At 42.6% G+C, this 20,061-nt stretch carries 17 protein-coding genes and 1 pseudogene; 8 read left to right on the plus strand and 10 right to left on the minus strand.

Translation table 11 applies throughout. The features are described 5' to 3' along the window. The first annotated feature begins 99 nt into the window (after positions 1-99). On the plus strand, positions 100-1,407 hold the full coding sequence (locus tag EOPP23_RS06790; RefSeq protein WP_153765216.1) for a hypothetical protein: 1,308 nt from the start codon (positions 100-102) through the stop codon (positions 1,405-1,407). A 101-nt stretch (positions 1,408-1,508) separates the two neighbouring features. Continuing rightward, entirely contained in the window at positions 1,509-2,240 is a 732-nt protein-coding gene (locus EOPP23_RS06795; protein ID WP_194842526.1) for a SinI family restriction endonuclease, read from the plus strand. Between the two features lie 55 nt (positions 2,241-2,295). Here the strand turns inward: EOPP23_RS06795 and EOPP23_RS06800 are convergent, their stop codons facing one another. From EOPP23_RS06800 to EOPP23_RS06815, 4 genes are all read right to left on the minus strand, one after another. Continuing rightward, positions 2,296-3,717 carry a DNA cytosine methyltransferase gene (locus EOPP23_RS06800; protein ID WP_370514701.1) on the minus strand — a complete coding sequence of 474 codons (1,422 nt, stop codon included), beginning with the start codon at positions 3,715-3,717 and terminating at the stop codon, positions 2,296-2,298. A gap of 318 nt (positions 3,718-4,035) precedes the next feature. After that, the gene (locus EOPP23_RS06805; RefSeq protein WP_153765218.1) at positions 4,036-4,224 is read right to left on the minus strand and encodes a hypothetical protein; all 189 of its coding nucleotides are present in this window, start codon (positions 4,222-4,224) and stop codon (positions 4,036-4,038) included. Positions 4,225-4,299: 75 nt separating this feature from the next. Continuing rightward, positions 4,300-4,527, minus strand: coding sequence for a hypothetical protein (locus EOPP23_RS06810; protein ID WP_153765219.1), 228 nt, complete (start codon positions 4,525-4,527; stop codon positions 4,300-4,302). A 503-nt stretch (positions 4,528-5,030) separates the two neighbouring features. Next, entirely contained in the window at positions 5,031-5,306 is a 276-nt protein-coding gene (locus EOPP23_RS06815) for a hypothetical protein (RefSeq protein WP_153765220.1), read from the minus strand. Between the two features lie 331 nt (positions 5,307-5,637). Between EOPP23_RS06815 and EOPP23_RS06820 the strand changes: the two genes are divergently transcribed. The 3 genes from EOPP23_RS06820 (at position 5,638) to EOPP23_RS06830 (ending at position 8,084) form a co-directional block, all read left to right on the plus strand. Continuing rightward, positions 5,638-6,078, plus strand: coding sequence for a type II toxin-antitoxin system HigA family antitoxin (locus EOPP23_RS06820; RefSeq protein ID WP_153765221.1), 441 nt, complete (start codon positions 5,638-5,640; stop codon positions 6,076-6,078). A gap of 212 nt (positions 6,079-6,290) precedes the next feature. Next, positions 6,291-7,220 (plus strand): hypothetical protein, encoded by a 930-nt coding sequence (locus EOPP23_RS06825; protein WP_153765222.1) that lies wholly within the window; start codon positions 6,291-6,293, stop codon positions 7,218-7,220. Between the two features lie 573 nt (positions 7,221-7,793). Further along, positions 7,794-8,084, plus strand: a complete 291-nt coding sequence (locus EOPP23_RS06830; protein ID WP_153765223.1) for a hypothetical protein — start codon at positions 7,794-7,796, stop codon at positions 8,082-8,084. On the opposite strand, the gene EOPP23_RS06835 is transcribed toward EOPP23_RS06830, so the two are convergent. Then, entirely contained in the window at positions 8,081-10,393 is a 2,313-nt protein-coding gene (locus EOPP23_RS06835; protein ID WP_153765224.1) for a DUF2357 domain-containing protein, read from the minus strand. The genes EOPP23_RS06830 and EOPP23_RS06835 overlap by 4 nt on opposite strands. Positions 10,394-10,447: 54 nt before the next feature. Beyond that, positions 10,448-12,304 carry an MrcB family domain-containing protein gene (locus EOPP23_RS06840; RefSeq protein ID WP_153765225.1) on the minus strand — a complete coding sequence of 619 codons (1,857 nt, stop codon included), beginning with the start codon at positions 12,302-12,304 and terminating at the stop codon, positions 10,448-10,450. Positions 12,305-12,640: 336 nt separating this feature from the next. Here EOPP23_RS06840 and EOPP23_RS06845 point away from each other — a divergent pair, with 336 nt between their 5' ends. Both EOPP23_RS06845 and EOPP23_RS06850 read left to right on the plus strand, forming a co-directional pair. Next, positions 12,641-12,964 carry a hypothetical protein gene (locus tag EOPP23_RS06845; protein ID WP_153765226.1) on the plus strand — a complete coding sequence of 108 codons (324 nt, stop codon included), beginning with the start codon at positions 12,641-12,643 and terminating at the stop codon, positions 12,962-12,964. 249 nt (positions 12,965-13,213) lie between these two features. Further along, positions 13,214-13,537: a hypothetical protein gene (locus EOPP23_RS06850; protein WP_153765227.1), complete on the plus strand. Its 324-nt coding sequence runs from the start codon at positions 13,214-13,216 to the stop codon at positions 13,535-13,537. Between the two features lie 388 nt (positions 13,538-13,925). On the opposite strand, the gene EOPP23_RS06855 is transcribed toward EOPP23_RS06850, so the two are convergent. Next, on the minus strand, positions 13,926-15,023 hold the full coding sequence (locus EOPP23_RS06855; protein ID WP_153765228.1) for a hypothetical protein: 1,098 nt from the start codon (positions 15,021-15,023) through the stop codon (positions 13,926-13,928). Positions 15,024-15,279: 256 nt separating this feature from the next. Here EOPP23_RS06855 and msrB point away from each other — a divergent pair. Beyond that, positions 15,280-15,753: pseudogene (msrB, locus tag EOPP23_RS06860) on the plus strand (peptide-methionine (R)-S-oxide reductase MsrB); the annotation flags it as partial. Positions 15,754-15,813: 60 nt separating this feature from the next. Here the strand turns inward: msrB and glpC are convergent. From glpC to glpA, 3 genes are read right to left on the minus strand one after another with little or no spacing between them, the layout of a single operon-like run. Then, the gene (glpC, locus tag EOPP23_RS06865) at positions 15,814-17,019 is read right to left on the minus strand and encodes an anaerobic glycerol-3-phosphate dehydrogenase subunit GlpC (RefSeq protein ID WP_153765230.1); all 1,206 of its coding nucleotides are present in this window, start codon (positions 17,017-17,019) and stop codon (positions 15,814-15,816) included. After that, positions 17,009-18,358: a glycerol-3-phosphate dehydrogenase subunit GlpB gene (gene glpB / locus EOPP23_RS06870; RefSeq protein ID WP_153765231.1), complete on the minus strand. Its 1,350-nt coding sequence runs from the start codon at positions 18,356-18,358 to the stop codon at positions 17,009-17,011. The genes glpC and glpB overlap by 11 nt, the downstream gene beginning before the upstream one ends. After that, on the minus strand, positions 18,355-20,055 hold the full coding sequence (gene glpA / locus EOPP23_RS06875) for an anaerobic glycerol-3-phosphate dehydrogenase subunit A (protein ID WP_153765232.1): 1,701 nt from the start codon (positions 20,053-20,055) through the stop codon (positions 18,355-18,357). The genes glpB and glpA overlap by 4 nt, the downstream gene beginning before the upstream one ends. Between the last annotated feature and the right edge of the window lie 6 nt (positions 20,056-20,061).

Raw genomic sequence — 20,061 nt, forward strand, 5'->3', positions numbered from 1 at the left:
ACTGCCAAGCGCAGCGGCAGCCGCACAGGCAGACGTCCCTGTAGCACGTCTTTTAACTGGAGCAGTAGAACGCAAATTGGTTATAAAAGGGATTTTCTTATGCTTAATTTAGAAAGGTTTGAACTGTCAGACGACAAGCAAAGCACGATTGCCAGCGACAAAGGTCTTTTGTTTGTCCATCCAAAATTTGGAAAGGTGGCTGATTTGTATGAAGACAACTTCCAGATCGTCGGAACCTATGTGGATACCCTTCGACAGCTCTATAAAGGCTACATAAATCCTGATTTGCTGACTGATTGTGAAGAGTCTATTAGCTTTGGAGAAAAGACCTTCAGGCTGCTGAGCTATGACTGGTTACTGGGTAAAAGCTCTAAGCAATCTGGTTATCAATTCCGGCTTCAGAACAATGAACTGGGCATTATCATCTTTTTTAAAATGTTCCACTCCAAAGCCGAGTCGTTCTCTTCTCACCTGAAGATAGAATGCTCCCCCTGGTTTCTGGATAAGAGAACACCTAAACAGGTGGACAAGTTTCTGGACAAAATTGCCAATAAAGTTCTGAACTGTGCTGAAGCCCACTACCCTGCTATCCACCTTGCTGTAGACGTGCAAGGCTGGAAACCAGACAACGACCTTTCAGAAAGAATGGTCTGCCGGTCTCGTAGAATCAGCCAGTATCAAGGCTTTGATAAAGCAGAATTTAACCTCTCTGAAATCTCCTGCACCTATGACCGTTCACAGTCGTTCAAATTTGGTTCTGCCGGTGCGGTACAAATGGCAATCTACAACAAAACCATACAGGCCAGAAGCATCGACAAGTTCGACTACATCGAACACAAATGGGAAGAAAGTACTCAGCTGAAGGACGATACATCAGGCTATGACTCTGAACAGGATGTCTTCAGAACAGAACTCCGTTTTCATCACTCGGTTATTGAGCAATTCGCTCTGGGAAGTTGTGATATAAAAACTGGTGAAATCGGAGTGAAAATGAACACCTATTCTCAGGTGATCAAGCATATACATGCTCTCTGGCAATACGGCTTGAAAAGCTTCAAGCTTAAGTACAATAGCAACTACCTCGACCCTATCTGGACAATCCTCCAGGAAGATATTGTCTTCAAGTTCCCTGAGTCATCTTATCAAGATAACCTTCATTACAAACGGTATTACAAGAAAGCTACGTCATTCTCAGGGAAGAACTATCAGCTTGTCATCGGTAACTTTTTATCGGCTTGTGCCAGAAAAGGTCTGGATTTTCAGACAGTTCTTGATGGGTTACAGGCGATGGTGATCTGGGATGATATTGCTGTGTACTATGAGAATAATCAGACGACGGAAGGTGAGTTGATTGGGAGAATGAAGGTGTCTTATCAGGAAAGAATTTTGATGGGTTTTTCAGTCTAATTTATGTTGTTAATGAATCTACTGACTCCGTCTACTACAAGAGCACTGACTTATATGATAAAACTATTCTACTTTTATTGTCTATATCGATGGAGAGTAGTTTGAAATTACATGAAGCGATTGAAAAGCTCGGTACTGATGAGGCAATAGCTACAGCTAAATCAGTTGCAGAAGATGAAAAAATTTCATGGGATATAGCGATTTCCTGTGTTTTCAAAGCAGTCGTTAATGACCCTAACAGAGTTCCAAAGATTGGCGGAAAAAATGATGATCCAAAGGCTGTAATCAAAAAATGGATAAAAAAATACAATAATGGTAAAAATGGACGTGCGAGTGTTCGTCAGTCTAATCCCCCAGGTACAGTTGCAGACCCAATTATCGAAGAAATGATTGGAGCTAGACTAGTTAAATTAAGCAGAAATGATTTATCTAAAATAAAGCATGCCCATAGATTGAGCATGTCTGCAGAGAATATTCTTGGATTAATTTTAGAGGAATATCTCTCTGATAATCTTACAAGCCACGGCTGGCACTGCGCATGGGGTGAAACTGTCAAATCTGTCGATTTTGTACATGAAGATGGTAAACTTCTCCAAATCAAAAACCGTAGTAACTCTGAGAACAGTTCAAGTAGTTCTGTTAGGAATGGTACTAGTATAATTAAATGGTATCGCATAAAGGCAGATCGAGTTGAATATATGTGGGATAGTTTAAATAAGATTTGTGACACTACTGATCTATCTGAAGAATCTTTCTCCAAGTTTGTTAAGAGCACACTTACAAAAAACCCAGATTGTTTAGCACTTGAGTCAGATAATTGTTGGTCTAAATAATAGCTTAATAAATAAGCCTCAATCATAACTGATGAGGCCTATTTAAAATTCATCTTTAGATAGTTAGATGCTGTTGTTCAAAACTATCCTTATGTTTTTCTATCAATTTTTTAAACTCTCTTTTCCAGTCATCATCACTCGTATTTTTATACCTTGAGTATTTAAAGTTATCCATTCTAATTACTTCTTTATTGGTTAAAAGATTCTTAATTAAAGTACCTACGGCATAACCCAGACTTAGAGGTACAGCATTTCCTACCTGTTTATATTGCTGAATGATTGGCCCTTGCAGTTTCCAATTGTCAGGAAACTCTTGAATCCTTTTATACTCTTGAATTGATAAAGGTCTATCTTCTTCAGGATGTGCCAAATCAGTTGCAGGCATTGCAGGGTGTGTCACTAGCGTAGGTGAAGGTTTTTTCCATGCTAAACGTCTTAGAAAACCTGTCTTACCTCCTCCTGAATAAAATGACTTACCCATAGCTTCTTTTTGAATTTCTGTTGGTAGATTTTTCCAATTTTCACCTTCACTTAGCATTCTATAGTACTTCAGTCTTTTCTCAGGAAACGTAAGGTGATCATGGTTTTTTAGATCTTTTATACTGTCTTTAAGTATGTTCCATTTAGCTAAACCGTACTCACCATTTTCTGAATGTGTCGGAGTTAAGAAAGGAGGCTTCACACCATTTCTTGAACATACAATTATTACCCTTTCTCTAATTTGAGGAGTACCAAAGTTTGCAGAATTATATAGATTGAATGAATAACCGTAACCAGAGTTTTCTAATCGATTCAATATAAAATTCAGTGCTCCTCCTTTCAGTTCATCTTGACTAAGATCCGGAAAAGATAAGCCTCTTTTGTCATGGGGTCTGTGATCCATAGGACATGATAGTAACCCTCGAACATTTTCAATTACAAAATATTTAGGTCTTAGCTCTAGAGCTAAATCCAAATACTTGAGAAAGATGTTACCGCGCTCATCATTAAAGCCTTTTCTTTTTCCTGCAGTACTAAATGCTTGGCATGGAGGGCCACCAACTATAAGGTCTATCTCATCATCACATGTTATTTTTGCTGCCTTTAAAATATCTTGAGCAGAATAATTATTTATGTCTCCCAGCAAAGCAGTTTTAGGTTTATTCAATGCAATAGTTTGCCGACAGAACTTGTCAACCTCACATGCCAGCCGGATATCAAAACCAGCCTTTTCTATACCAAGATCCATACCCATTGCACCTGAAAAAAAACTCAGTGCAATTGATTTTTTATTATCCTTAACATTATATGCAGGATGATCCTCTGCAACTCTTTGTGCTTTGCCATTGGTATAGTCAGCTAGCTTGCTTGAGTCTATCATCCAAGATTTTCCAAATCTTTTTGCAAAAACTTCACCATTTCGACAGAGAGTTCTCACTCTCTGTGGGCTAATACCTAGTCTTTTTGATGTTTCCTCAACAGTAATTTCGGTACTCACTTATGGTTTCCAATGCGAAATAAATAATAAGTACCATACTAGATAGCTCTAAAAGATAGTCAATAGTTAGCCTTACAAAACAACTAACACCATCATAACTTCAGCTATTCCTCAAGCACTGCATAATGCTACTCACATCTAACATACCCCCTATTCACACAACTGTTTTCGAGGTACCTATTTATTAGACCCCTCCAGGGTAGCCTGCTTCTCACGGTTACCGGAATATTAAAGGTGATAACAAATATCAAGTATGACTAGGTATCACCTAAAACTTCATATATTTTTCTATTCTAGAGATAGAAGAGTACGATGCTGTCAGCTTCTGTCATCAGATTCATCAACCGCTTCCCAACGTCTGACAAAATCCTTGAGATAAGCAACTTGTTTGCTACTTAAATTGCGTTCATCTGCTTCCGCTAGTAGCTCTGCAGCACAAATTTCAGGCAGGCTATTCACTTTAATAAACTTGTTATATTCATTACATAGTTCCGCTTCATGATTCATGGCAATACTCCGGTGACTAGAGGAAGTTTTGATACTCTGTATACTACAGAAAAAAGGGGGGAGCCCCCCTTTTTTCTATTTGGTTTTTAGTGGTAACTGCTGTTCCAGCTTTTCCCCCTTCAGATCAGCCTCCAGAAGATATTTGATGCTAACCAACTCTTCCACCTCGTCAGTGTAGGTTTCCCTGATGACTTTGGTGGTGTACTGGGACAGGTTAGCGATTTCTGATCTCTTTATCTCAAGCTGGTTTTTCACCAGATGGATAAGAGTGCAAAGCTGCGAGCTTGTGATTGAATTTTTCATAATTGTTTACCTCTTTGTGAATGTAATTTGTCATAGGAACTAATCAAAACTGCGTCCATAAAACTTGTTTTGTTGACGTAAAAGTTTTTCTTGGTTCAAAATTACATTTCTTCAAAAAGAGGTCTACAAGCCCGCTTTGAAATTCTCTCCTAGTGGCCCTGCACTCCTTTCACTGGCTGAATAAGCCAGATTAGACGAAAGCGAAGAGCTTTTACTTCCCACTACCAGTGGCATCAGTGCAAATTCCACTAAAGATAATTTTTTTGAGACGAGTAAATTTTGAGCTTCTATTTATAACTTTTCAGTGCCTGCAATACACTTCCATAGTCTTTAATAGCACTATAGACTCCATATTGTTGGAACTCCCACCGTAAACCGAGATCTTAATGCTGCCCTTAGGGGTTCAGGGATAAGGTGGATGTACGTAGGTTTATGGTGCGTAGGGCGCTTTACGAGGAACCACGTGGGCGTACCACCTTCAACATTTCCAAGCTTTGCAGCTATTACTCATTATACAAATCTTCATAGTGCTGCAGGGTATTAGGGTCAGTAAAAAATGTCGAATGCCCACAAGCCGGACATATTGCAAGGTAAGGCGCTTTCTTATGATTAATCACATCAGACTGACTGGTTTGGGTTAAACAGTGATAACAGGTCAACTTTCTAATTCCCGCCCCCATACACAATATTGACCTTGGATGTGCTATATCAATTGCTGTTGTTTTAAGCAAAATACCAGTCATTGCTTTTATAGCATCATCAAATTCCTTTTCTGTCATTGCTTCTTACTGATCATAATTAAACCAAATTTTTTACTCGAATATTAATAATACAAGTCACTTTCGACCTTTTCTTATTAGTTTCAATCTTACTTATTTACCCTCAACTTGCACAGGTATAGACTCGATATATGTTGGAGCTCCCATCATAAGACGAGATCCTAATGCTGCCCTCACGGGTTCAGGGATAGGGTAATAAACTGTAGGCTTATGATGCGTAGGGTGCCTTTTGCCGAACCACTGGGGCATACCACCTCCAACTCCTGAAAATGAGCTTACACCTTCCCAAAGCCGAAGGATTGGTTGTGTAAGCTAAAACGCAGTAGGAAAAATGGAAAGACTTCAGCTACAAATCATAAAAGCCACAGCTGACAAGCTACTAGACCTGATTCCATTTCTCATTGAAATAAAAACGAATGAGGAATATCAGGCTGCAATCACCCTCCTTGACGATATTATTGATGACCTGCAGGGTGATTATAATAAATATGGTCTTATTCTAAATCTTCTATCCAACTCGATTGAGCTCTGGGAGAATACCACTGATGAGTTCTCCGAATTTAACAAACAAATTGCAGCATTGGATAGTGATAGTTGTACCCTCAGAATAATAATCGATCAACATCAGCTGGATATTGATAGCTTTCAAGATGAAATTGGGAATAGAGAACAAGTGCAAGATATTCTTAATAGGACGAGCAAGTTTTCAAGGGAGCAAATACAAGCTTTAGCAAACAGATTCAAAATTTCACCATCCTTTTTCTATGACTGATATTCATGCAAATAACAGTTACTTCCCTGTTTAAGTTTCGCACCCAACAAGAACTAAAAAATACTAGTAAAAGTGATATGATAAAAAAGTAACTGCTCCCACCCTACAGCGAGTCAGCAAGAGCTTTAGGGTGCGTAGGCTACTTTGGGCCGTACCACCTGGAGTAGTTCACCAGTTACTCTTCGCAACCAGCTGAAAGGGAGTATGTCAGCATGTCCACACTCAAAGGAGATATTCCAAGTTTACCTATAGAACGCTCAGGTCTTGAATACTGTTGTGAGCTTCTTAACGTCATCAGTACCGAATATCAAAAGCCATTAAAACGAAGGCCTGGCTATGAAGGGATAGTTGCCATAACCAGTCCTGATACTGTTCATTTATCATACAATAATATTGAAAAAGATCTCACTGAGACTCTAGAGACAATTTCTTTTTCTGAAGCAAAAGAAATTGATATTTCTATTGTAAGAAAAGCATTTCAGTTTTTATTTAATAAGAGTGTAGAAAAAGAAGGATATAAACTTACTGGCTCCACAATCAGACATTTTTTATCTGGTAAGTATGACAATTTTTCTTATATTGGGCTGTTCGTTATATACCGATTATTTCAAGATCAATTTGCTAAAAAAAACTCACCGAGTATTACCCAAGATTTACTCTACAGGTGTAAAAAATACGCTCTTGAGAATTTTCTTAATGAATTTTGTAGGCAGAGTCCTTGGTTTGTATTGAAGACTTTCGAATATAACTATTGTCCAAAGGCACCCGTTTCTCACCGCGTAAAATCTTTAGGGCAAGCTATATATCATTTGAAGACATTCGACCTGCTAGAAAGCAATTCAGATCTCGTTAATAAGGCACTCTCGAAGTTAAGAGCGTCGTTGACACATTCAGGACCTGCTTACCAATTCACCAGCGAGCTATCTATTCCTGCTGAGATAAAGCCAGTAGCCATGCTAAAGGATATTGCTGACTCAAGGTATGATCATTGTGGATTCGCAAGAGTCATGGACATGATAGAAAGAGAAGCACTTATTCTTGATGCTATGGGTCTGGCTGATGATGATAAGCTCGGCGGATATATAAACATAGCAATGGACAAGTTCATTGAGCTGGAAAGTAATACACCCTTACCTCTTTGAAATAATTTCAATACAAAGGAAACTGTTAGACTTCAGCAGTTTCCTTTGTTTATCAATCTAGAATTAGAACGACTATAGTCGTACATAACCACTCCCAAGTGTCGAAACAGAACTCCAGCAACCATTAACAGCTACTAACAGCTGTACATCCGTACAAATGTAACTGTTTGATCAATCTGTAATTTGTTGATTTATAAGGTAAAAAATAGGCCTATTTGAGGCTTCAATTCCCGCCGTCTCCACCAATACTAAGCCCCATAGATCATTGATTTACGGGGCTTTTTTATTATCTAAAAGAAACTTCCTCATTGAATGCGTCCAAAAAAAGTCCATTTACTCTTAAATATATCTAGTAAAAAGTACGAAATTTCATAGAAAGTCGTATGAAAAAGTACGATTCCTCATAGAAAGTCGTATATAAAAGTACGAAATATCAAAAATATTCCCTGCAAAAAGTACAAAAATAGAAGCGCAAAGCTACGAACGACCATAGAAATCATAAGGTTTTATCTTATCTTGCCTGTAAGACACAACCTGGGTAAGGTCGCTCTTCACAGTTTCTGAGGTACTGCTATGAGAGAGTTTGACGACCTGATCGAATCAGAAAATCTCACATTTAAAATAGCCCCTGAACCCGATGGCTCTCGCGAAATATACATAGATGATGAAGCCGTTGATATCAGTTGGAACTGGTTAGGTAAGAATGCTGAAGCACTCAAGAATGAAAACCCCGACTGTATCTGGACAGTTCTCGACTGCGATGGAGAACTATACGTCACCAATGGCAGGCACTACGTTAATCGCATGTTCTATATGGTCAGTAACGAACCCTACCAAGGTGAAATGGAAGACTTCATTTACTAGAATTCTGTCAAAAACTCATATCTGGAAGGAAGCTCTTCCCAACTAATGGTTACAGACAAAGCTTTCTCATTGGTTAGTTTGAAAGCAAACCGTTTTACTCCCTCCAGTCGAACAGGTCTGTTCAGCGAATAGGGTCTGGAAAGCTTGAGCAACCAATAGTAGCGAGCACTGGTCGACTCAAGACCCGTTTGCTCAATGCTTAACTCAGAGCGCTTCTTGAGCTCGATAGAATCAACGCGATAAATATACTCGACGACGCTTTCTGTACTTCGATCAGGCAGTACGAGACCAAAAAAACGAAGTTCTTTCATTATCGCTCGACTGATATTGAACCGGTTGGTCGTCGACAATGGCATGTGATACCAGCCTGCATCGCCCGCCTGAAAACTTTCAATGTAGGATTCGTTTCGATCAGGTCCAGCTGTTGCTAACAAGGTCAGATCTGAATATCTGCTTAGCTCCATTCCTCCCGGTGCAATTCTGATTGCAGGTCTAAGGTAGTTATAGTCATCCATTGACTTGTGATCACTGACCAAACGTGATTCAAGAAACGACTTCAACCAGCTATTTGGTTTTCCCGGCAACAGTGGAAAAGCACCAATGCTGACTTCATTAATCGCCGACTGATAAGGACTGCTTTCTTCTTGCTCATCAAAGTTACCAGGATACAACACATAGGCACCGACAATAGGCCTCTGCTTATCACGCCATTTTTCTCCCACCGACTCAATCTGAATCAATGCGTCTCTATATCGGTGCATCTGGTTAATGGCATCTTCAGGCGCAAGATCACGGTCATCAACCTTACTGTTTAATCTGTATTTCGCATCAAAGATCCACTGAAATCTCTCTCCACCGGTAAAAGTGGCTTCCAATAAAATGTCGGGCTTTTGAACCGTTGTCCAAGAGTAAATCCCACCTTCTTTTTCTGTGTACGGTCTGGAAAAAACAGGTTCATGAGCAAGCCTCAGGTTCACTCCTTTACTGTTTTCAAACTCGAAGGCAGCGCCAAGCCCGTCCTTCAATTGCTTTTCCAATCCCTTTGCACTCATTTGGGCTTTACGAACCACTTTCTCTTTAAAGCCTATTTCTAGCAATTGACGCCTTATTTCCAGTACGCACCAGACCTCATAGAGTTCAGCAATCGTTCTAACTGAAACGGTTGACTGCTGACCAAATGCTGCCAGATAGAGTTTCAGCTTTTGCCAGACTCGATAGACTTTTGAGTAGCCTGCTTTCTGCTGCAGAACCAGCGAGCTTTTGGTCATTCCTTCATACTCACCGACTTCTTTCAAAAAAGGGTGACGAAGTTGCGCCTCAATGGGTTGAACCCACTCTTCCAAAGACTTAAAAAAGGATTCTGATAAGCGTTCCTGACCATAAACACTATTGGATTCTTTGGCTAAATGAAGAATACGCCGCAGCTGTTTTGCCGATTCCTTCAGTATCATTTTTATAAAGCGATTTTCAGGTGTGTCCACTGTCATTAGCTTTTTACTGGTTTTTATTTTTCTCTGAGCACTGCCACTCCTTAATATCTCCCCAAGCTTTTCTTCCTGAGACGGCACTACTCGACCTTTAAACTGGTTCAGGTTAATAGCTTTAGTCACAGTAGTAAGCCTGCCATGAGGGCTATTAATAATTAACTTCACCCCCGCCATTAGCTCTTGTCTCAAGCTCTGAAACTGAGCTAACCAAAGTAAAGAAAAGCGCTCATGCTGTTTACGGGTTTCAGATGCATCAGATTCTGTTTTCTGCGCCAGAGAAAATCGCCAGAGTGGGTATTGCTCATCTATCTGCTGTTGAATGCAGGCAATATCCGTTGCCATATCCAGCTTTGTTGGAAACACCTGAAAGGCTAATGAATGTTCAAAATCAACATCGTTTATTCGACATCGAAGGACTAACCGAAACCAGCCAACATTATTTCCAAAGTTGATACTGCCCCTCAGGCAGCCCTTTCTGAAATGAAAAGCTTCTTCAATGGAAGACAGTGGATGGGCAATCCTTGGCTCGGAGTCCAGGGAAGCTACGTCATTAAATTGAAAATCAAACTCATACAATCGATTTTCAAAAAACAACGGTTGTGTTTCTGCCGTTGTCTGAGCCTTGTCACTCTTGGTCAAACACTGGCCATCCAGTGTTTCAAGGTTCGAAACATGCCCTGCATCCAGCTTAATCACAGATACAGGAACAGACTTACCTCTGGCCGTAAGGACTCTTTGCTGAGTGCGCCTTGGCTGGGAAATATCCCGACTCCAGACACTTAAATTCCAGTGACGAGTAGAGAGTGACAACAGTTCAGGCATTTTCTTCACTCACTCTTTTTTCAAACGCTTTTTTCACACTCTCTACTCTAACAGTCATGGCCAGAAGGCTGTGAAACCATTGGTTTCCAGCTGCCTGATCATCCACGACAGTTTTTTCTGGCTTCGACAGGAAACCCAGAGATCTTCATCGGAGTTTATGGACTCTCGAAGCAAATCCGGGCGAGTGGTATCCCAGATATCCCCTAATTGTTCACACAGTACGTTCTGCAGCATTGTTAACAAACTGCTGTCGCCGGTGTCCAGAAGCTTGTCTGCATCACCTTCGATACGAGGCAGTATTTTTGTCATCAGGAAATCATCCCACACCGACTGCAACTCAATATCGTTGGCAGGGGAAAAACACAGAAGTGAAAGGAGGAGTTCATTAAGCGCTCTGTAAGCCAACTCATACGGAGTGCTTTTCAGTACTTTATTAATAGCTTCCAGAAACAGTATTGAACGGCTGCCGTCTGTATCAGCTTTCACAGCACTGAGCTGCTCCTGAATGAGAGACGATTGCTGACTGAAAGTTAAGGTTTTCGCACAACTGACTGGTGAAAAGTACTGCTGGAAATCATTAGGATAGAATTCACCAAAATCGACGGTGAAGGCTCTGTCGATCACTTTTCTTGAGAATCCGTGAGTGGTTTCATCCATATTAACCGTACCAGCTACCAGCATGTTGGGAGGTATGGCAATGCCCTGCTGACAAAAGAAGTTCCACAATTCGCTGTCAGCTTCATTCAAACCTAATGACTGCCGTAATGCCTGTCTGCCATTCTCATCCAGTTCCTCAAAAACAATAGGCTTTAATAGCGGATCACAATCGTAACACTCGCCCTTCCACTCTCGTGTTTCCAGTACCGACAAATAATCAGCAAAATACTGTTCAACGGGAGCAAGGTTCATTTCATCCAGACATAACCAGTAAGGTTTAATCTGATTGAGTGGCTTCAGATTTATTCTATCACTGCTGACATCACGGGCTGCCTCTCGCCATGCCTTTACAATGAACCGCAGCAGATCACTGACAATAAATCTTAGCCCCTGCTTACCCAGCCTTGAGATATAACCCAACAGATCGGATGGCTCATGCCAGTCTGGCCTTACCGGTACAAGACAATAGTTTGATAAATCACTGCTGTGCTGGCTGGCCTGCTGCCTTACAAAGCGTGTCTTTCCTGTACCAGAGATACCCGCCAGTAACATAAACGGCTTGGGTAACTGCACCGCATCAAGGGTTGACGTTACTTCTTCAGGCATTGGTTTTACTGCGAACTCTTTATCAACCGATGATTCTTCATAAACTGGTAGCTCTTCATAAATTGACAGTTCCTTCCAGGCTGGCTCAACGTCTTTATAGAAAGCCATAAGCTCCAGTAAATCCTGCTCAAGCTGTTGGTCGGAAGGTAGATCATTGGCTGGGTAATATCTGGCAATTATGTTCCCATATTCATATGACCGGCCAAGAGACGTTGTAGAATTTAAACCAATAGTTGGCTCACCCCAGACAGCCAAGTCCGGCAGCAGCGTTTGAATATCTCTCGAAATACGATCAGCTCTGGCCCTAGCTTTAACTGCACCCAGCTTTTCCTGCGGCTTAGTCGTACCCTGATTAAAGCTGAGATAAACACCCGAGCCATCAGCTTTGAAGAGGTAAACAGGATAAACGCCATCTTGAGTGGAAGTGGTGATCAGAGGGTTCGTAATAGACAGCCAGGGCACATTAGCCCAACCACCTGCTCCGGCACTGCCTTTTATTTTAAAGGACGAATAATCCGTAGAGATAATCTCTTTCACTGAATCAGCAAAGCGCTGTCGAACCAGACTTCCCATAGGGTGGCCACTAAAGCTCTGGTTTGTCGCTTCAAGCCAGCCATCCAGAATACCCTGCAACACTTCCCGTAACATGAAAACCTCACCTGAAACACGACAGTCGACTTTTGTTGGTCGACGATTCTGTCCAGGTTACCAGGGAAAATTATGAAGGCCCACTGATGCATGCTTTTTTGAGAAAACATACTTCAATGATGTGCTTTACTTGATAGCTATTTGAAGAAACTGAACAGCAAAAATTAATGAATTGAAGGTCCATGCTTCTTACAGAACTTTGGTTATTAGCTTATTGCATCACTCAATTACATCTAGCTAGAAGCTCGATCCACTGTCGTTTTTAAAAAAAGTAATTTATTTTGAAACCATTCAGAAACACGTCGCGTATAGCTAATTACACATTAGGAGATTCACATGAAAGCAGTAAAGCGTTTAGTATCAGCCATCATCGTTTCAGCAGCCGCTTCCAGCCTACCGGCCCTTGCCAGCGTTGATCTGTATGCTTCCAGCAACGGTTTTTCAGGCGTATCCGCAAATCTTTATAAAGATGGTAAGCCTGTAGAAGGAGCAAAGGTTCAACTTCTTTCAAATGGCGGCACCGTTAGAGCTGAAGAAGTAACTGACAAACATGGTCGTGCAAATTTTAATTTTGTCAGCAAAAGCAGCTCTGTTGTAATTAAAGCGTCAGCTGCTGGTAAAGAATTATCACAATGGGTAAATCTTGATCGTGCCAGCTAATATAGGCATGAGTAAAATAAATATAAGTAATATCGTTTCAAACTAATTTATTTACAAGGCTATTGAGATCAACAAATCTGACGAATCCAGTAAAGTTTTCACACTTATACTTAAACAATGTTTGATACATCAATAGTTATAGATTCAAGCCAATAACCTATCCAGCTTCCGATGAAGCTTGTATTTAAACAATGATTAGCCATATTCATATAAATATCGTATATGGTTGTATATATTAGGTAAGTTCACATGAAAGTAGTAAAAGGTTTAGTCTCTGCCCTCATCGTTTCAGCTGCCGCTTCCAGCCTGCCAGCTTTTGCCGGTGTTGATCTGTATGCTTCCAGCAATGGTTTTTCAGGTGTATCGGCAAATCTTTATAAAGACGGAAAGCCTGTAGAAGGAGCAAAAATACAGTTGCTTTCAAATGGCAATATTATTAATGCTGAAAAAGTAACTGATAAATATGGTCGTGCAAACTTTAATTTGATCAGCAAACGTAGCTCTATAGTAGTCAAAGCGTCTACTGATGGTAAAGATGTGTCGACATGGGTAAATCTTGATCGTGCGGGTTAAATTGACCATGAGCGGGGAAACTGTTTTCATTACCGTCGTTATGAAAATATTCTTACCGCAAAAATGGCATAGCTGATTACGTCTCATAATGACTGCTCTGAAAAATTATGAGACCGATCAGCTTGGTGCATCCAATAAAACTTATATCTGCAAAATGAGCAGTTATATCGAGCCTTAGGTTTCGTGTTACTCTTTAACCAGATACATGATCTCTGTTTATTGTAATCGACTGAGCTGATTTTATAGAGTCGAATCTTGTAGAAGTGAAAGAAGTAATTAAAGAACTTCATAGACCGAGAGATTGCTTTCTTTCATGGAAATAAATACTGAAATTAATTAATAGTATCTATTTCCATCGAATGATATCAGGATCGAAGTAATTATTCGCTTACCCAACCAGCTGGTATCCTTCAGCCTGCTTTTTTATCATTCGATACTTTTCGAGAAGCTCGCTTTTACTTTTGATTTTACCATCAAACAGCAACGAATCTTGTTCATTCAATAAACTATAATTTTGCTCTAGTTGTTCCAGCACATAATCTGCTTTGGTCAGTGTGGCTGGTGTGCAGGACTTTCCGTGAAGATCATCAAGAAGGTCCAGCACTGCTGATCGATGACTTTCTGCCAACCACAGTTTTTCCAGAGACGGCTTGTTTTTCAGAGCCTTTTCCCAGTTCTGGATGATTCTGGCATGTCCATCAAGGATCTCTCTGCCTGCCTTCATTTCCGTCAGTTTTTGCAGTTTGTTCTGATAATGTTTCACGGCAATGGTTTTCTCCTTGCCAAAAAAATCCAGCTTTTCATCGTCACTTATGTTTCTTTCAGCAGCCATTAGCCAACCGATCAGGAAACGAGTTTCAAATCGCTCTATGCCATTAAAAACCGCGGTTTCAGGGCCATTACTGTTGAAACTGGTCAGGGGATCAAAACGATACATATAGCCAAAATCAAACAAGCCAATTGCATCGCCATTATCAACGATATTTCCTGCAGAAAGATCCCATTCAAAAAACCCTGCCAGCTCCAGCTCAACAATGGTTGAAAACAGCTGATCCAGCACTCGCTCATCGGGATCATCCAGAGGCTTGCCTGACAGCCAGGGGGAAAGGATGATGCCATCCAGTAGAGAAGCAAACGTTGTATCAACAATATGACGGAACGCCTTGCACTCTGAACCGTCTTTTAATGTCTGCAGCTCAATTCTTCTTTGAACTTCATTAATGAAGGCCAGTTCACCGTCTGTATTTAACACCCTGCTCTGTTCACGCTTGCGCTTCAGGCACCAATCCAGACCACTGCTATGAATTCGATACACTTCAGATGTCAGGCCAGAGGTGAAGGTCTCAACTACCCAGGGTGATTCAGGCGTTGTTTGCAGTAGTTGATCAAGAGGCAGAGGCAGGCAGGCTTCAGTACCCAGCATCAATGGCTGGCCAGACTTTATAAAGGCTTGCTGCTGGTCATGCCTTAGTTTTTCATTTGCCATTCAGGGTTCCTGTCACTCTTCTTATTTGAAGTGACAGAGTACCCATCAACCGACAGAATGCTTTATGTAAACGTTTTTTCTTTCAGGAATCTGCATCCGTAGCATCATTTCCATCGTATAACTCATCAAACACTCATTATGGGCAGCTAAATTTCAAACAGCCCCGGGAGATACGATGAAAAAACTTATCGCGGCCGCTTTTGGCACAGCTACCATTGCCCTGCTTTCCACATGGGTTATCGGTGCATCTACGACTAAAGATGTAACCGGTAGTGAGGTGAGCGAAGCGCACGCTTCAGCCTATTCAAAAGAAGATTTGAGAAAACGGCTGACACCTATTCAGTACAAGGTCACTCAGGAAGATGGCACTGAGCGTCCATTCCAGAATGAATACTGGAATAATAAGGAAGCAGGCATCTATGTAGATATTGTTTCCGGAGAGCCACTGTTCAGCTCAAAGGATAAATACAAGTCTGGTACTGGCTGGCCAAGCTTCAGTCGTCCACTGATCGACAAGAACATTGTTGAGAAAGATGATATTTCGATCTTTGGTGTGCGCACCGAGATTCGCTCAAAGAATGCCGACTCTCACCTGGGCCATGTATTCAGCGACGGTCCAAAGCCAACCGGTTTACGTTACTGCATGAACTCTGCTGCTTTACGATTTGTTCCTGCAGACAAGTTGAAGGATGAAGGTTACGAGAAGTTTGCCAGCCTGTTCGATAAATAATATTAAACATCAGGGCACTGCCTGTTAATTCAGTGCCCTTCCTGCCTTCAATACTTCCTATTACAAGGCCCGTGCCAACACAGAAAGCGGGTGCAGCACTTTATAATCCGTTGATGACTCCACCTGCATTTTGCAAGCCTCACAATCTGTCACCACAAAGTCAGGATTAATCTTATTAATCTGGTCAAAAATCGGTGCGCCTATTTCCTGAGAGGTTTCGTAATTCTCTTTTTTAAAGCCATAGGTACCTGCCTGTCCGCAACAACGCTGGTCCAGCATATGCAATTCCACACCAGGAATTCGACGTAAAATCTCCAGTGTAAAGACGATGCCGCCGACACGAATAAGATGGCAGGGGCTGTGATAGGCAATTTTGATTTTAACCGGCTTCATCTCCGGTAAATTTCCTTGCTCAAACTCTTTCACCAGAAAGGTATTAAAAAAGAAAATCCGGTCAACCAGTTCACGGTTATCCACTTCCAGTAACTTGTGATACTCATCTCGAATAGTCATTGAGCAGCTAGATGAGGTAGAAATCACACATTCGGAATCACCTTCCAGTGCTTCCCTGAACTGTTCAGTATTCAATTTGGCATTGGACTGGGCTTTATCCATAAAGCCATTAGCAATCAGTGGCACGCCACAGCACTTCTCTTTCTTTAGCAGCTGAACACCAATGTTCATGGCATTCAGCACCTTCACCAGATCTTTGCCAACTGTCGTATCGTTACTGTTGATGTAACAACCGTGATAGAACGTGATCTGTCGTTTAAAGCCGGTCTGGTCCGGTGCATCTTTCTTGAACCACTGTCTGAAGGTTTGCCAGCTGTAAGTTGGCAGAGCTGGACGTTCATCAATATCCAGCACCTTGTCCATCAGTTTACGAACCGGCTTAACCTTGGTCACCATATTAACAACAGGTGCTACCGGTGTGGCTACTGCTCCCATAAGGTCGGTATGGCTGAGAATGTAATCTCTAATTTTTGGCTTATGACGACCGGAACGTACTTTAGCTTTCTGAATAATTGAGCCAATTTCCACACCTGAGGGGCAGGCTACTTCACAACGCTTGCAGTTGGTGCAATATTTCAGTGACTCGTCGTAGAAACCTTCACCCTTGATTCTCCAGCGTTCACCGTCCGGGCCTGACTGTTTGGGGCCCGGGTAATCCGGCTGAACTTCAGCAACCGGGCATTTGGTTGTACAAACCGTGCACTTGATGCACATATCAAAACTGGTATCCAGAAGAGCCAGATTAACGGACATGATGAATCTCCTCCTGCGAAGAGGTTTTCTGAACAGCTGTCTTCTGCTGAATAGCTGCTTTCTGAATAATACGTTCGGCAGCAGCCCATCCTGTTGATATGGCTATACCACCAGCACTGCCTTCTTCGACGGGTTGAGCGTGGCCCAATACACTGCCAATGCAGTAAAGATTTTCTACTGTCTCATTGTCTTTTCGTGGTCGCATGTATTGGTCAACAACTACGCCAAAGCCGGTAAAAGCATGAGCTTTGCCATTAAGAAATTTTTGATTGGCCCACTGAGGGCGGTCAGAATCAGTATTAACATCCAGCCCGAAAATGCTTTCACGAATACGGTTTCGATCAGCCACCAATCCACCGCTCATAAAGCTGCCACTGGCCAGAATGATATGGTCAGCAATCAGCGCCATCTGGTTGTTTCCGTGCGTACTTATAGATTGAACCTTTCCCTGCTCAATAATACCTTTATCAGCTTTATCACCAGACATCATCAGCCCACCTAAGCGATGAAAACGTTGCTGCAATCGTTCCGATAACCGTAAACCTGGTAATGAAGGCGGCAGAGTAGCCAACTCTGAAATTTTATAACCGGACAGCTCTGACAGTTGCGCTAGACGCTCACTGCCATTACTTAAGCTCAATACAGACGGCAGCAGCACGAGGTCTGCATGCCCAATGGCTGCTTTCAGCTTTTCTGCCAGTATTGATATCGCTCTGTCACTGTCCAACTGGCGGGACAGTTCAACCGAGCGCATGGTTCCGGGGTCACGATTTCCCAACGCTTCGGATGGAAGCTTAATGGTTGCACTGACCACTTCCACACCCTGAAATTCAGCCAGGCATCTGAGATTATGTCGAGCCAGTTCCGGCTGAAAATCTCTGAAACCTTCAATATTGACGACAGCTACCCGGTGAAAACCTGTCTGCTTTCCCTCTATCGGCATATGAACCATGGAGGCTGGAGACAGATAGGTAGGGCGGAGTGCACCCAACGCAGTGATTCGATGCTGGTTTTTCCCTTCTGCTATTGGTGCATAAGGCAGTTCAATCTCCCGGGACAGAGTCTGAAACCAGGACATTGCCTGATGAATATTATCAAGCCCGACTTTGCCATAAGGATGTTCAGGGTTTTTGAGCAACATCCACTCAATACCTTTGAACGGATCAATCAGAGATTCTCTGTTCTGTCCCGTTCCCATCAAATCGATGGTGCCTGAAGAGAAGGCCAGTCCACTTTCTCCTCTGGAGATAATGCCTGTTTTAAGGCCTGCCTGAGCACAACGAATGCCACACACCAGACCGGCCAGACCGCCACCAATGATCAGACTGTCAAATTTCATACTTCTCTCTCCAGCTGGGTAGCCAAGCTGTTCTCTACCAAAGCGGCTGTATTCTGGATACCATCCTTTTGGCCAGAACGGTTGTGACTAAAATCTTCAAGGCTGCTTGCCCCGAGCAGGCTTTGATAGGTCCAGTAGGTAAAATCAGCTTCTCGCAAAGCGTCTCCCCAAAGTACCGGCAGCACACCTTTCCAGCGTGTTTGCAAAAACTCATTCAGGTCTTTGGCAATATTGGTTTCTTTACCCTGTTTTTTCAGCGTTTCCTGTAGAACATCAGCTGCACGACAGGCGCAGACTTCACCCTGACAAGGCCCCATGCCCAGCCGGGTTCTACGACGAAGATCAACCAATGAGTGGGCATTCAACTGTTCAATAGCGTACTCAATCTCGCCACGGGTGATCATTTCACACTCACAGACAACCGACTTGGAAAGGGAGTCGCCTTTAAGAAACTGTTCCGCACGCTCACCGTGACGGTATTGAGCAGAAATACTGACGGGAACGCTAACTGATGCTGCCTGCTTTATTTTGTCTTTACTGGCACCGGGAAGTTTTGTTTCTGCGGTGGTGCAGCAGGCATTGGTTTCTAGGTTTTTTGAAACAACATCTGTCGTCATTTCTGCCATCAGGCGGTAAGTCATCAGCTTGCCTCCCGCGACAGTAACCAGCCCCGGCAAGCCATCCGTGTCAGCATGATCTCGAATAACAATGCCCCGGCTGATGTTACGTCCGGAAGTATCACCATCCACAGAAATCAAAGGCCTTACGCCACAGTAAGCTCTTAGAACACGGCTTCTGCCCAGTATGGGGGCCAGCTTTTCACCCTCACGAATCAACACATCAATTTCATCGCTATCAACCTTGATGTTGTCGATCTCTTCGTAAGGTACTTTTCTGGATGTGGTGCCAATCAGCGAGATAGTATCTCCAGGCACCAGAATGTCGGCATCGGCGGGCTTCCGGCAGCGGTTCAGCACCATGGAGTTAATGCGGTAATCCATGATCAGCAGCGAACCTTTAGCCGGGAACATCCTGATTGATAAGTTGGCGTACTCGGCAATCTGCTGCCCCCAGATTCCAGCCGCATTCACAACCTGCCGGGCACGTACCGTAACGGCTTCGCCGGTTTTGATATCAATACAATTCACACCTCGAACAATGCCTTGCTCGATAATCAGACTGACGACTTTTTTATAGGTCATCACCTGTGCACCGTGCTCTACGGCATCAAGGATATTGGCTGAGGTAAGGCGAAAAGGATCAAGAGTTCCGTCAGGAACACGTACAGCGCCCAACATATCTGGATTGGCATTCGGCTCCAGTTTTAGAGCTTCTTGCGGTGTCAGCAGCTGAGTTTCTATTCCGGCATCACTGCAGGCGGTAATAAATTTATGCTGAAAGGAGAGTTCGTCTTCAGGCAGAGTCAGAAAGAGCCCATCGGTTTCCTCAACACAGTGACTGGCAATGTTCTTCAGTATCCGGTTCTCCCGAATACATTCTTTTGCGGAATGCCCGTCAGTGACCGCATAGCGTGCTCCCGAGTGCAAAAGGCCATGGTTTCTGCCCGTAGTGCCATTGGCAATATCATCGCGCTCGACCAAAACCGCTTTTATTCCACGCAGTGCACAATCTCTTAATATACCTGCGCCGGTGGCACCGCCACCGATTACGACTACATCGGTTTCAATCGTTTTCATTCGTCC

It is taken from the genome of Endozoicomonas sp. OPT23 (assembly GCF_009653635.1).
Classification (GTDB): domain Bacteria; phylum Pseudomonadota; class Gammaproteobacteria; order Pseudomonadales; family Endozoicomonadaceae; genus Endozoicomonas_A.